Source organism: Sphingobium herbicidovorans (genome assembly GCF_002080435.1).
Taxonomy (GTDB): domain Bacteria; phylum Pseudomonadota; class Alphaproteobacteria; order Sphingomonadales; family Sphingomonadaceae; genus Sphingobium; species Sphingobium herbicidovorans.
Genome location: NZ_CP020538.1, coordinates 2370256 through 2383928 on the forward strand (window position 1 = coordinate 2370256; position 13673 = coordinate 2383928).

At 65.0% G+C, this 13673-nt stretch carries 16 protein-coding genes; all 16 read right to left on the bottom strand.

The annotated features are described in order from the left end of the window. Positions 1-106 precede the first annotated feature (106 nt). Complete coding sequence (locus B6S01_RS11660) at positions 107-523, bottom strand: GTA-gp10 family protein (RefSeq protein WP_037462615.1); 417 nt, start codon at positions 521-523, stop codon at positions 107-109. After that, the gene (locus B6S01_RS11665) at positions 520-951 is read right to left on the bottom strand and encodes a phage tail tube protein (protein ID WP_037462614.1); all 432 of its coding nucleotides are present in this window, start codon (positions 949-951) and stop codon (positions 520-522) included. The genes B6S01_RS11660 and B6S01_RS11665 overlap by 4 nt, the downstream gene beginning before the upstream one ends. A 38-nt stretch (positions 952-989) precedes the next feature. Continuing rightward, complete coding sequence (gene gp17 / locus B6S01_RS11670) at positions 990-1379, bottom strand: tail completion protein gp17 (RefSeq protein WP_037462610.1); 390 nt, start codon at positions 1377-1379, stop codon at positions 990-992. Beyond that, entirely contained in the window at positions 1379-1840 is a 462-nt protein-coding gene (locus B6S01_RS11675; RefSeq protein WP_037462609.1) for an HK97 gp10 family phage protein, read from the bottom strand. Before B6S01_RS11675 ends, gp17 begins: the two co-directional genes overlap by 1 nt. Next, positions 1840-2211 (bottom strand): phage head closure protein, encoded by a 372-nt coding sequence (locus B6S01_RS11680; RefSeq protein ID WP_051907996.1) that lies wholly within the window; start codon positions 2209-2211, stop codon positions 1840-1842. The genes B6S01_RS11675 and B6S01_RS11680 overlap by 1 nt, the downstream gene beginning before the upstream one ends. Continuing rightward, entirely contained in the window at positions 2211-2780 is a 570-nt protein-coding gene (locus B6S01_RS11685) for a head-tail connector protein (RefSeq protein ID WP_037462607.1), read from the bottom strand. Before B6S01_RS11685 ends, B6S01_RS11680 begins: the two co-directional genes overlap by 1 nt. 15 nt (positions 2781-2795) lie before the next feature. Then, positions 2796-3110 (bottom strand): hypothetical protein, encoded by a 315-nt coding sequence (locus tag B6S01_RS11690; RefSeq protein WP_037462604.1) that lies wholly within the window; start codon positions 3108-3110, stop codon positions 2796-2798. A gap of 61 nt (positions 3111-3171) precedes the next feature. Continuing rightward, a complete protein-coding gene (locus B6S01_RS11695; RefSeq protein WP_037462603.1) occupies positions 3172-4401 on the bottom strand; it encodes a phage major capsid protein in 1230 nt (409 codons plus the stop codon). A 66-nt stretch (positions 4402-4467) separates the two neighbouring features. Continuing rightward, positions 4468-5241, bottom strand: coding sequence for a head maturation protease, ClpP-related (locus B6S01_RS11700; protein WP_037462600.1), 774 nt, complete (start codon positions 5239-5241; stop codon positions 4468-4470). Beyond that, positions 5222-6505 (bottom strand): phage portal protein, encoded by a 1284-nt coding sequence (locus B6S01_RS11705; RefSeq protein WP_051907994.1) that lies wholly within the window; start codon positions 6503-6505, stop codon positions 5222-5224. Before B6S01_RS11705 ends, B6S01_RS11700 begins: the two co-directional genes overlap by 20 nt. Next, the gene (locus B6S01_RS21365) at positions 6502-6651 is read right to left on the bottom strand and encodes a hypothetical protein (protein ID WP_197689934.1); all 150 of its coding nucleotides are present in this window, start codon (positions 6649-6651) and stop codon (positions 6502-6504) included. The genes B6S01_RS11705 and B6S01_RS21365 overlap by 4 nt, the downstream gene beginning before the upstream one ends. After that, a complete protein-coding gene (locus B6S01_RS11710) occupies positions 6627-8240 on the bottom strand; it encodes a terminase large subunit (RefSeq protein ID WP_197689935.1) in 1614 nt (537 codons plus the stop codon). Before B6S01_RS11710 ends, B6S01_RS21365 begins: the two co-directional genes overlap by 25 nt. A 1-nt stretch (position 8241) precedes the next feature. Next, positions 8242-8889, bottom strand: a complete 648-nt coding sequence (locus B6S01_RS11715; RefSeq protein WP_022681165.1) for a P27 family phage terminase small subunit — start codon at positions 8887-8889, stop codon at positions 8242-8244. A gap of 177 nt (positions 8890-9066) precedes the next feature. Then, the gene (locus B6S01_RS11720) at positions 9067-9585 is read right to left on the bottom strand and encodes an HNH endonuclease family protein (RefSeq protein ID WP_197053193.1); all 519 of its coding nucleotides are present in this window, start codon (positions 9583-9585) and stop codon (positions 9067-9069) included. A gap of 68 nt (positions 9586-9653) precedes the next feature. After that, a complete protein-coding gene (locus B6S01_RS11725) occupies positions 9654-10121 on the bottom strand; it encodes a hypothetical protein (protein WP_037462598.1) in 468 nt (155 codons plus the stop codon). 256 nt (positions 10122-10377) lie between these two features. Next, on the bottom strand, positions 10378-13614 hold the full coding sequence (dnaG, locus tag B6S01_RS11730; RefSeq protein WP_051907990.1) for a DNA primase: 3237 nt from the start codon (positions 13612-13614) through the stop codon (positions 10378-10380). Positions 13615-13673: the final 59 nt, after the last annotated feature.

The window sequence follows — 13673 nt, forward strand, 5'->3', positions numbered from 1 at the left end:
ACGCAATTCATAGACTTCCACCCCTCCATGGCAGCCCAGAACTCGTGCGGCGTGCTCGCCCACCATTCATGAGGCCGCCATTGAAGGGCAGCGGCCGCAAGGCCCATTAGCCGACGGCGGGGGCTGACTCCGTCGTCTTCTTCATCGCCGTCGGCTTCAGTTCCCCCGCTGCGGTGTATCCGCCGGTGGTCGCCATCGCCAGCATGCCGGCGATCGTCGAGAGCGACATGGAAAAGCCCCCCTCGGCCTCGATCATCAGTTCGGCGATGCGCGTGGTGTTCGCACCAGCATAGCCCTTGTTTTCGGTGGCACGGCCCCAGGCGCGGACACACTCGCAAGCGATGATGGCCGTGTCGCCCGCGCTGAGCGTCCCGGCAAGCGCGGCCTGGGCGAGTTCCATGAGGCCCTTGCCGGTGGCGCGCTCAAAGGCATGGATGGCCTCATAGCTGGGGCGCAGGCCCACCGCCGCGCCGTCCAGGGTGAGCGTGAGCTCACCCCGTTCATTGTTCGCCTCGCGGCTCATGCCAGCGTATCCGTGGTGGGCGCGGCGGCCAGCGTCAGCTGGAAGTCGCACTTCACGACATCATTCTTGCCCATGTCGGTGTTGAAGTTGCCGACATACATGGAGGCTTCAAACACAACGTCGGCCTCGAGACCGCCGGAGCCACCCTTGCGGATCTGGAAGCCAACCGGCGCGCTTCCCGCCGCCGCCGCTTCCAGCTTCGTGTAGCCGTTGGCGTCGGGCAGATTCGGGTAGATCTCGCTGTCGATCGTCAGCGCCTTCAGCCCCGGAGCCTGCGTACCATACGGAAAATCGTCTTTCGTCGAGGTGTCGATCAGGTTCGACGTGCGGTTGATCTTGAGTGAGGTGCCGCCCTTGATCTCATTGAAGGTGCCCGGCGTGGCGCTCTCGATCCACAGCCGATAGTCATTGCCCAATTTTTTGCCCATCGTTCACTCCTTCAGGTTAGCCCCTGCGGGGCATGCGATCAGGCGCGAAGCGCCAGGATCTGAAACCGGCTTTCGCCGACATAGCCATCGCCCTCGGCCGTCAGCACCGCCGTGGCGGCGATGAAGGCAAAGGACAGGGTCCAGCCATCATGCTCGGCCTGGGCACCATCCAGCGCCGCCTCGGCCTTGCCCTTGATCTGCAGCAGCGACTTGCGCTCTTCCGCTTCCGTGACGGTCATCACCGACAGCGTGGCGCGGCGATCGGGATCATTCTTCCCACCCAGCGGCGTGGCTTCGATATCGCCGATGATGACGACGGGCGGGGCGGTATTCTCCGGCACATGCTGGTAAACCGGCGCGCCCAGATCCTCGATCGCCGACAGCAGATCGAATGCGACCTTCTCGATCGCGTCTTCGGCACTGGTCATCAATCACCCCCTGCGACACGGCGCAGGATCCGGTCCCAGACGCCTTTCAGCCGATTGTTGAGCACTGCACGCGCGTCGGAATAGCGGCCCGTGACGAAGCGCTTCGCGCCGATCGCGCGCACCCGCATGGTGTAGCGGCTCGTGCCACCACCCGGATTGCGCCTGTTCGCCGTCACGGTCTGGCCCTTGCGGCCCAGGTCGAGGATGCGAGCATAGAAAAGCTTGCGCTTCTCAGCCTTGCTGCCGGTGATGCCGATCGACACCGACAGGGAATTGCGGCGCAGCCGACGCTTGATACCCGCCTGAAGCGCGCCGGTGCGACGTGGCGCGCGCGCCACCATCTGCCGCTCTATTTCGCGGCTGCCGTCATCCAGCACGGTGGCGATCTCATCGCGGGCGGCATCGGGCAGAGAACGGAACAAGCGGCGGATGGACGCGCCACCCTGGACACGGCGCGCCATCAGCCGAGGCCCGCCTGCCATTCGCAGTCGAGCTCGAGCCGATCGCGGCGGCCGTAGGGATCATCGATCCGCCGGATATTCCACGGGCCGCCGATAACCTCATAGGCCTCGCCGACCTGCTTCACTTCGACGATCCGGTGCTTGGCCGTCACGTCGGAACGATGCCGAATCACGAACCGGGTGACGCTGACCGCGCGCTGTATGCTGTCGCGCGTGATCTCATCACCGCGCAGCGGCACCTTCTTCGCCCAGATGACCGCGACCGGCGACCAAGCCGTCGTCCATCCGCCTTGCCCATTGGAAACGCGCCCTTCCACCTCGATCCGGATCCGGGTGCGAAGGTCGCCGGCGCGCAGCGGTTGGAACGCCATTACAGCACCGGCATTCTGTAGCCGCTGCACAGCAGGCCAAAGGCTGCGGGCATGCCGCCGCTTGCCTCGCCCTCCATGGCAACGTCGCGCATGGCGTAGAGGTGGCCGAGCGCCAGTTTAGCGGCCGCGATCAGCGGCCGAGGGCAAGCGTCGGCTGCATAGCCCGCTTCAAACGTCACGGTCACCGGCCCGCCCGTCGGCCAGCTGGTCCCCGGCGCCGGGACCAGCGCGCCATCGACCGAAAGCCGCCAGCTTCCAGCGGGCAGATCGACAGGCTCGCCATCGCTCCCGATGTAGCTGACGGCTGTCACGGTGACGGTGGGCACTGGCCCGACACCCAGGTTCATGCCTCGGCCGAACGCCGGGAACGTCGCCACGATGCCTTCCACCGGGCCGAGGCGAACGCTGCAGAACTTCTCGACCAGCTGCAGGGCAGCGTCGCGAAGCACTTCAATGAGATCATCCTCCTCGGCATCGTCCACGCGCAGATGCAGCTTGGCCGCATCCAGGCTCAACAGGGCGTCCCCATAGCCATCGGGCATGGCCGTGGGGGTCAGGGTGAAAAGCATCGCGGCGCGTGCCCCTTACTTGGCTTCGGCCTTGGCGAAGGCGATTGCCTCCTTGTCCGCGTCGGCCCAGCCCTCTCTGACGGCGCGTTTTGCTTCCGCCGGGAGAAGGCGCGCAACGCTGTCGGCCTTATGCTCGCCGCGATCGACCAGCACGCGCACCTCGACCTTGCTGGCCTCGATCGCTTCGGCGAGCTCCTGCTCGCCATCGGCCAGCGCCTGCGCCGCCTTTGCCAGTTCTGCCTTCAGCGCTTCATTTTCGGGGTCACCGGCCAGCGCCTCACGCGCAGCAGTGACGGCGGCCTGCAGGGCCGCGATATTCGGTTTCGACATGGAAGATCCCCAAACCAGAGAAAGGACAAAGGGCCCGGCGATTAGGCCGGGCCCTGCGTCATCAGGTCGCGCTGTTGCGGTAGCGCTTCACCGCCCCGCCGACGTCCATGAAGTTGCCGCCCGAGCGAAGGAAGGCGAGGAAACCGACCTGGCCCTTCCGCGCATAGGCGCTGTCCGTGAACCGGAACATCTCGATCGCCATGGTGTCGCGGATGACGTAGTGGCTGAAATCGCCGAACGCGATCGAATAGGCGTTCGCTGCCATATCGGCCACGTGCTGGTTCACCTTGATCGGATAGCCGAGCAGCGTGTCGAGCTTGCCATTGTTCGCCAGATCATATCCGGGGAGGAAGATCGGGCGATTCTGGCTGTCCTTCAGCTTCTTCACCACCTTCACCGAACTGTCGTTCATCATGAAGCGGCAATTGCCACCCTCGCGATAGGCCGGATCGACGCTGTGCTCCAGGTCGATCAAATCGTCGAAGACGACGGTTGCGGTCTGGCCGGTCGTGCCCGTCTTGCCGGTGCCCGCCGCGACCATCACGCCGGTGGGTTGACCGGAACCAGTGCCGATCGTGTAGTGCTTGTTGGTGACGCGGCCGAGGCGGGTCACCAGGCGAGCACGGACGAAGGCTTCGATATCGACGCTGCTATCCTGCAGCAGTTCGATCGGGACCGCGACAGTCTTCGAGCTATACTTGTAGACTGGCAGATCCTTGGTGCCGAACGTCAGGTCTGCGTCCGCAGCGGTGGCGTTCTGGTCGAGGATCTCGCCCTCTTCCGAGGTGCCGTCACTGGTCGGCCAGTTCATCCCGTTGCCGGAACCCGTCTGCAGAACGGTCGCCATGCCGGGCGCGCGCATGCCGCCAAATGCCTTCAATGCATCGAGCACCGTCTGCGCGACATCGGTCTGGACGGTATAGCCGCCCTCGCTTCCGGTGGTCGTAGACATGGTGTTCTGCACGGCGGCCAGGTGCGCCTGCCATTCATCGGCCGACAAAGCATTGTCACCGCCGCGCAGCCACTTGGCGAACAGGCGGCTCGCCTCGCTGTTCTGGTCGCGGCCGACGCGATTGGCGGCATCGATCACGTTGCTGGTGAGCGCAGTTTCGGCGGCCAGCTGGTTCATGCGCTGGTGCCGTTCGATCTTGGCGTCGATATCCTCGATCTCGGCGATGCCGGCATCATAAGCAGCCTGGCTGTCGGCGGTCCACGGACCTTCCTTCTTCACCAGATCCTGCAGCGACTTCGCCTTTGCCGCGCGCTGCTCGCGGAGAGCCTGAATGCTCATGTACGCTTCTCCATCATGAAAAAGGGCCGCGAAAGCGGCCCGGGTGGTCTCCCTCGCGCGGCGCGCTCAGGCAGATTGGGTCAGCAGATCGACGGCAAGCCGCCGCTCGCGTGCTGCAATTTCGTCGGATTCGGTCGGCTCCGGCGCGGGCTCGGGTTCGGGTTCGGGTGCCGGTTCGGACGCTGGCGCAGGAATCTTGTTCACTGGCGGATGATCAAAGGCAGACAGGTTCCAGCCCCGCTTGCCCGCGTTCGCCGCCTTGCCGCCCTGCTCGGGCAGCACCTCGTCGATCAGGCCGAGCGCGAGGGCCTCGTCGCCGGTGAACCAGCTTTCCTTGTCCATCAGCGCGATCCAGTCGGTCTCGCCACCGGCCTTTGCGGCGTAGCTGGCCGCGATGCTGGCATCGATCTTGTCGAGCAGATCAGCCTCCGCGCGAAAATCTGCGCTGTTCCCGATCATCAGCGTCCAGGCACGATGGATCATCATGAACGCGCCGGGAGCCGCGACGACATGGTCGCCGCTGATCGCGATGTAGCTGGCGGCACTCGCGGCCAGGCCGTCGATATGACAGGTGACCTTGCCGTCATATTCGCGGATAGCCTGCGCGATCGCGCGGCCGCCGAACACGTCGCCACCGGGGCTGTCGATCCGCACGGACACATCGCCCTCCATCGCCATCAGCTGCCGGGTGAAACCCTCGGCACTGACGCCGCCCCACCACTGTGCGTCGGCTTCCGAGCCGGCGATATAGTCGTAGAGATAGATGGTGTTGCCTTCGGCCTTGATGCCCGCGCCGACCTGGGCATTGCGGGAATAGAGGTTAAGCAGCCGGTTTCGCATTGGCGGTTTCCTCGAAGCTGTCGCCGCCAGGAGTGCGGCCATAGTTGATCAGGCGCCGGACTTCGTCCCGCGTCAGGATCGGCTTTTCTCCCGCGCGACCGAGCGCCGAACGGAAGGTCTCGAACAGGGTTTTCAGGTCGGCGCGCTCCAGCTCGAACGTGTCGAACTCGGCGAGCCGCGAGGCCGTGCGGAAGAATTTCCGGTTGATCTCATTCTGGAAGGCGTTGAGGTGGCGGCGCAGAACGTAGCGCACAAAGGCCGTGCCCATCTCCGCGACGCCGGAGCCCCAGCTAGTCGTCTTCTCATTGTGCCCGATCATGAACGGCGGCACGTTGTAGATGCGGGCGATCTCCTCGATCTGCAGCTGCCGGGTGACGGCGAGCTCCGCATCCTTGTTCGGCAGCGTGATCGTCTTGATGTCGAGACCGCCTGTCAGCAGCATCGGCTTGCTGGCCTGCCCGTTGCGCAGGGCGTGCCGCTCCTCGACCTGGTTGCGCAGATCCTCGATCTTTTCCTTGTCGAACTTCGCTTCGACCGGGGCGACCAGCGCATAATCGGGTCGGGCCTGGTTGGCGAAGAACTGCCCGGCATAATTCTGGGCGGCCAGCGCGACGCCGCCGACATTCTGCAGGGCGTGCCGCAGCGGCGAGAATGACCGCGTGCCGTTAAAGCCGAGGCCGGGCACATGCAGCATGTCGTCCTGGTCGATCACGCGCACGCTCTGGTCGGCGAGATCCGGCTCGGGATAGACGACATAGGCAAGGCGGCTGCCGTCCTTCCACGGCACCGGCTCTACCCGGCGCGGATGAAGCGGCACCAGGCCAGAGACGCGCGGCCCCTTGCGGAGGATCTCGGCATAGGCGTCACCCTCGAACAGTCGGGAGAGCACCAGCCATTCCCATCCTGCCGATGCGACCCAGCGCGGGCAGAACTCTTCGTTCAGCACCCACCACAGGTCATCGCTCTCGCGGATTGTGCGCTCGCCATCGCTCGACCGATTGTAGAGGTTCATAGGCAGCGTCGAGATCGCGCCGGCAATCAGCGACACGCATGACCAGATCGCGCTGATCGTCAGGGCGCTGCGATCGGTGACGACAGGCAGGCCAGCGACAGCGGGCATGCCGGTGAACCATTCATAGGCTTCGGTGCCGCGACGGATCGTTGGCAGCGCTACTTCCGCCGAGTTGCTGATCGGCCCGCCGGAATCCGCCTGTGCGGCGTCCGTCCCGATCAGCCAGCGGCCGACCTTTTCGCGAAAGCTCATAGGTTGTGGATCTCCGGTTCCGGTGCGTCGTCCTCGGGGGCCATCGCCACCGCCTTCGCCATCACCGCCGCGACGATGCCGTCGATCTTATCCTTCGACCGCTTCTTCGCAGGCATGTAGTTCAGGTTCTCATCGAACCGGACCATGGTGTTCCGCGCCATGTAGCGCAGCAGGGGATGCCCCCATGATCCAGAGTGCCGGCATAGACATGCCGCTCGAATTCCTTGGTCGGCTCGCCCAGCGAATGGATGCCCTGGCGAACCTGAAGGAGCAGATCGGTGTCGATCCCTTCCTTCTGCATGTCCGTCACCAGCTTGACGCCGCCCCATGGGTCATAGCCGATGCGCTGCACGTCGAACCTGTTCATGCCGATCTCGACCGCGCGCAGGACGAAGTCCTGATCGACGATATCACCCGGCGTCACCTCCAGCGCGCCCGCCTCTTTCCAGCGGTCGAAGGGCACCTTCGTTTCCTTCACGCGCTGGGCGAGCGATGCCTCGGGAACCCAGAAGCGGCACAGCAGATGCCAGAGCGGGTCGCCCGCGATCGGCGGGAACAGCCAGACCAGCGCGGTGATGTCGCGCACCGATGACAAGTCCCATGCGCCGAAGCAGCGGCGACCCGCCATGCGTTCGGCCATCGTCATCCAGCCATTGGAGCCGACCTGGCACTTGTCCCACTTCTGCATGTTGAGCCAGAGGGCCTGGTCATCGACCCACTGGTTCAAATGGTAGCAGCGGAAATGCGCTTCCTTGACCGGGTTCCCCTTCGCAAGGCGCGCTTCACCGCGCAGAAACTGCAACGTCGGCGACAGGCCGAGCGACGGGTTCGCCGAGCTCCAGACCGCCTCATCTTCCCAATCCGCATCATCCGGCGCGGCGAAGATGACCACCAGCGTCGAGGGATCGTCGATCGTCCCGTCGAGGATCTGCTCGCTTTCCTCCCAGATCTCGACGCCGGTTTGGTTCGTCTTCAGGCCAGCGGTCGATGCGAACAGCGCAATCGGCTGCAGGCGAGCACCTTGCCCCTGCCGCAGATCGTTCTCGATCTTGCGGCTCTTCCACTCGTGCATTTCGTCGCCGAGCGTCACGCTGGGCGACTTGCCGTGCTTGCCCTGGTCGCTGCCCGTCAGCACCACGAACGATGACGACAGCGGCTTCAGCCACATGTGGCTGCTCTGCACCTGAATGTCGCGCGCCAGCACCTCGCTGTGCGCGACCATCGCCTTCATCTTGGCGAACGGTATTTCCGCCTGATCCTCGTCGCGGGCGAAAGCGTAGCCTTGGCCGCCCTGTAACCCCTCGACCGCCCAGAACATGAGGGCGAGCGCCGCCAGGAATTCCGACTTGCCGTTCTTGCGCGGGATCCAGAGCCGCAGGATCTGGAAGATCCGCACATGCTCTTCCACTTCCGCGCCAGTCATCGGATCGATGATCTGGATCGGATGCTTCCACCCGAACAGCAGGCGGACGATGATCTCCTGCCACAGGTTGAGGCGGAACGGGACACCGGCGAAGCGGTCGTCCGTCAGCCGGAAAATCTGCGGCCATAGCTCGACGACATGATCGGCCTTGGCATGGTCGAACCATGCCCCAGGCTGTCCCGCCGCCTTCTTCCACGCGCCGATCGCCCAGGCATAGGCCGGGTCGCTCTCGACCGACGCGAGCCAGGGCGGCAGCGGATCTTCATCCCGCCACCAGGGCGACAGCGTTGCCGCTGCCGACTGGTCGGCCATATCAGTTCGGCCGTTGTCCCGGAGGCGGTGAGTCCATGCCGCCTAGCATGCCGACGCGAGGGCCAACATCGGCCGCAGGCTCGCGCGCTTCTTCCTCCGGCTCTCCCTTCCGCTGCGCCGGCACGGCCAGCGCGCCGCCGAACAGGCCCGGGTTCGTCGCCGCCGCGCCCGCCTGATTCTTGAACAGGTCATATTCGTCGTGCGGGGTCAGGCCGAACTGCTTTGACAGCGCCATGACATTGTCGAAGCATTCCTGCCGACGACGCACGGCAGGGTGGTCGCGGATCATGAAGCCACCGGCGACCGTCTTCACACGCTGCGTCATGCCTTCCTGCTTCAGCTGATCGTTCAGCGAAACCCAATCGGCATAATAGACGCAGAACATGGCGAAGATCATCCGGTGCTGCTCGGGCAGGCGATGCGTGCGCGCCAAGCGCGGTGCCATCTCCCGCCACACTGCGACAGCGCCAGCATAGAGCGGGCCCTGGTCGATCATCGCGGGCGGCTGCAGCACGTCGCCCGATGTGGACGCCATCAGCAGCTGCGCGACGCGCTCGGCTTCCTCTTCACGCTTGCGCGTTGCGGACTTGCGCCGGTTGGGAAAGCCCTTCGCTTCCTGATCGGGGTCGGGCCTACGTCCACGCGCCATACAAAATCACTCCTCGGCCGACCGTCGCGCGGCCCACCTCCTTCGCCAAATCGCGCCCGAATTCAGCGCCTTAAAAAAATATCTGGCGCAGAATTTCGCGCCGATTTTTCCGTGTCTGAACCGCCGGTCATGAGGCCGGGGTCGCTAGACTTTGACCACCCCCCCTCCCTGGGCGGGTCAGGTCAGGGGCTCGCGGCCGAGGCGGCGGGCGAGCGCGTCGATCGCGGCCTTGCCCGCAGCCTCGACGGCCTGCTTCATCCCCGAATGGCATGAGGCGCAGCTGGCGACCCACCACTCCACCCGCCAGAACACACCGTCGTAGGTGCGGTGCGGGTAGAGGTGGTCAACCAGCGTGGACGGTTCCACCCGATCCTCCAGCGAGCAATACTCGCAGAGCGGATGCCCCCGCCGGAACGTCGCTGCCGCTTTCGACCATCGGCTTGTATAGCCGCGTGAGGCCGCCGAGCCGCGCCTGTCGTCCGCCTCCTTGCGGGCCTGCGCCTGCGATCGTGTGCCCGCTGGTCGTAACCGCTTCGGCATGGTCGGCATGGCGTCACCCAAAAAGAAGCGGGGCCGATGTCGCCACCAGCCCCGCTTCCAGTTCCAAGGAGAGGAATGCTTGGCTCCCCCCAATCGCACGACTGGACCAAGCATATATCTGAAATAGGGCCATTCACTGCGGAAACGGACACCCATTATTTACTCCGGAAAAATTCCGGGGGTTGACACATTCCGCAACCGGGAATGCTGGCTTTCGTGGCGCATCAGAGCAGATCGTGCGACGAACCGTTGCGGTTGAGGCGCACCGCAATGCCGGTGATGGCCCTCGAATAGCGCTTCCGCAGCGCCTCCGCACCCACCATGACGCCCTCCGATTCGGCAACGTCCCGCCAATCGAACCCGACCTTGCGCGAGCGCAGGCGCAGCACCGTGGCGACCAGCGACCGATCGCGCGGCACCACCCATTCGATCCATGCGCCGTCGCCCGTGAGGAGCCGCTCGACCAGATCGACCTGGGCAGAGCGCAGGCCGGGGCGACCGGGCCGCGTCTCCATCCAGTCGCCCTTGCGCACATCACGGATGACAGCGGGCATGGAGGAACGCGAGCAGGAGCGCAGCCACGCCGCCTCACCATCGGGCATGCGCACCAGATAGCCCCATGCCTCCACCAAGCGCTCCTGCACCGCCTCAAACGTCCAATATTGCGAACCTTCCACTGCCGGAACCGTCATGCTCTCACCCTTCCGCTACTCAACTCTATGAAAAGCCTATCTAAATTCTTGTATTTGGAAGCTTTGGAAGGATTGGAATGATTATTGTATATTTTCATCACGCATGCGCCCGCGCACACGCGCATATGTGAAGGAAACATGCGAACAATCATTCCAACCCTTCCAATGGCGCAGAAATCCGCGCTTCCTTCCTTCCAGTGATGCTTCCGCCACCCTTCCAACCCGGAACCATTCGAACCTGTCGCGCCGCCGCCGCTCAGAAGTCGGGCACAAAGTTGTCATCGTAAGGAGGAGGCGCGAGCGGCATGTCGGGCGATGCATCGGCCGAGCTCGGCGCTGCATCGGGCAGCATCGGCGCATCCTCGCGTGCCCGGCCGTGCTCATCGACGAAGTCGGACGCCTCGCGCACCAGGCGAATGCCCAGCCACTGGATGCCGTCGCTGGGCTTCTTGACGTAGCCCTTGTCCAGCATCGCCCTGGTGAAGCCCTTATTCGACCAGTCGCGCTCGCCAGCGACCTTGCACCAGGCCAGAAACACCTCGTGCAGCTTCGACGACTGGATTCGGCCTTTCGGATCCTTCTCGACGCAAAGGTTCAGGAATCGACCCAACGGATCGCTGGCCTCCCGATATTCCGCCGTCGCATCCTTCACCGCCTGCGGCTCGATCAACCCGTTGTCGAGCCAGTCCAGCAGGCCGCGCACAATATGGTTGAGCACGCCGGCGGCCTCCGCCCGCAGCTTCGCAGGCAACTGCTCGTCGCGATCGCCATCGGCGACATGCGCATTCCACGGCACCAGCTTCATGCGCCGCCAGATGCCTTCGTCCGTGCCGGGAATATCCGGCTTGTAGTTGCCGCCGATCGTCAGCTTGAACAGCGGCATCAGGTCGAAAAAGCCGCGATGCAGGGCGCGCACCGCCATCGGTTCTCCACCCGTCGCCGCCTTGATCAGCGCTTCATTGAGCTTGGCCCCGCGCTCCGGCTCCGACGCGCGCAGCATGCGCACGCCGCCGAGCCGCGCGAGATCCGGCGATGCCTGTTCGCCGCGCTTCTTGATGCCCTGGTCGAGGAAGGTCTCGATCCCGATCGTGCCGCTATAGTCGCCGACCACATGGGCCCACAGGTCGATCGCGGTCGATTTGCCGTTCGCGCCGAGGCCATACCAGAAGTGCAGCTTCTGCTCCGATATGTCGCCACTGGCGCTATATCCGGCCCACTGGTGAAGATAGCGGCGCATACCGGCGTCGGGCTGGGCCCATGCCAGGAAGTCGTCATAGATCGGGCTGGTCGCGGCCGCGGCATAGGTGACCGGCGCGAGCTTCGTGTTCAGATCCTCGCGCCGGTGCGGCTCGAGCGTGACGGTCGAACCATTTTCCTTGTCGCGCCGGAAACGCAGCGTGCCGTTCAGCACGTTGATGGCGAGCGGATCTCGATCGAAGTCCTCGATCGGCGCGGTCACCCACCGTTTGGCGAGACCGGCGATGCATCCGATCCGACCCGATCCTTCCGACGCGCGGCCCCATTTGGCGATGAGCTCGGATAGCAGCACCGGGCCGCCCTTCATGTCAGTCACGCGGTTCATCGCGCCGGGACGCTCGCCGCTGTCACGATAGAGCCGCCATTGGACCACCAGCATCAGGGTCGGCTTCTCATCCTCCGGCAGCGGTTCGTCAGGCTCGACAAAGCCGGTGGCTGACACGAAATCCGCCTCCCGCTGGATCGATCGCACCGTGTCGAACACGGCCGCCTGCACTTCCGCTGGCAGCGTATCCTTGTCCTGGTCGAGCACCTTCCAGCGGCGGCCGTCCCAGCCCAGCCAGCCCTTCGCCGTGGTGAAGCGGAAGCTGCCGCCATAACGGGCGTTGAACCGCTCGGCATTGCCGAGATCCGTGCGCTGGAATCCGGCGCACCGCATGTCGAGCAACATGGGCGCGATATCGAAGCCCTTGGCGACGCCAGCGGCGAAGCTGCGCTCGATATCCTCGGCCGAGACACCCTCGACGCCGTCGGCCACTTCGTCGATCGCGTCGTCGGCCATGTCCTGATCGATCAGGCCCGCGCCGACGCGCCGGCCCATGCCCCAGGCGAATAGGGTGACGCCATCCTTCGTCCGTTCGGCCGAGGCAATCGCACCGGGCAGCCGCTTCGCCGCCACCGCCTTCAGCCGGTCCCGCACTTCCTCCGTCTGGTCGGAGAATTTCGCCTCCATGGTTCCACCCGGAAGCTTTTGATCCTCAACCACCCACCGGGGGGCCGGGGGGAACTCGGCGTTGAAGAGGCCGCGCCAATAGGATTGGTACTGCAGCCGCGTCTCTTCATGCCCGACGCTCGCCGCCAGGTCGGCCAGTTGCTGCCAGATCGCGGCCCTCCCTTCCGGCGTGTCGTGATCGCCAGCTGCCAGCACGGCCGTCCAGACATAGCTGGAGAGCGAAAGCGCGCGATCGACCAGATCATCGACCGCCTCCCGGCCGCACTCGCGCACCAGGCTGTCAGGATCATAGCCGTCCGGAAGGGTAGCGATCTTCAGCGACCGGCCCGGGCCGACCATGGGCAGCGCGCGGATGCAGGCGCGCGAAGCCGCCTTGCGACCGGCCTCATCGCCATCCATCAGCAGGACCGGGCATTCCGTCACGCGCCATGCGCGCTCCAGCTGGGCGGGCGTGATGGCCGTGCCCATCGGCGCAACCGCTTCGCCAATCCCGGCCTGGTCGAGCGCGATCGCGTCGAAATAGCCCTCGACCACCAGCAGGCGGCGAGCCACCCGCGCCGCCGGAGCCGCGCGATGCAGGTTGAACAGCACGCGACCCTTGTCGAAATGCTCCGACTGGTCGCTGTTCAGATATTTGGGCTGGGCCTCGCCGAAGGCACGCCCGCCGAAACCGATCGGCCGACCGCGGGCATCGTGAATCGGAACGATGAGGCGGTGCCGGAAGCGATCGCGCCGGCCGTTGTCGGTTTCGACGACCAGGCCAGCCGCCATCAGCTGGTCGGCCGCAATGCCGATCGCCGACACCCCGCCGCGCATGGGAGCGAAACCGAGGCCGAAGCGCTCGATCGACGCGGGCATGATGCCACGCGCGGCCAGCGCTTCCATCGCCATGCCGGTCGGCTCCAGCTGGCGCGCATACCACGCCGCCGCTTCGCCCAGGACGTCGCCGACTTGGCTCACGCGACGCGCCCGCTCCGCCTGCTCGGGCGTGCGCGCCGGCATCTCCATCCCGGCCGCTTCCGCCAGCTGCTTCACCGCGTCGATGAAGTCCATGCCCTCATGATCAGTGAGCCAGCGCAGCGCGTCGCCATGCGCACCGCAGCCGAAGCAGTGATAGAATTCCTTGTCGTCATTGACGGTGAAGCTGGGCGTCTTTTCGCTATGGAAGGGGCAGCAGCCCTTATGCTCCTTGCCCTTTTTCTCCAGCTTCACCTTCTGCCCGACGAGGGCAGACAGCGGCGTGCGGGCGCGGAGTTGGTCCAGGAATGAAGTTGGCAGAGACACAGAAAGCCACCCCGAAAATCAGGTCAAAAATTCACATCGATGTCGCGGAAGTCGCAGCC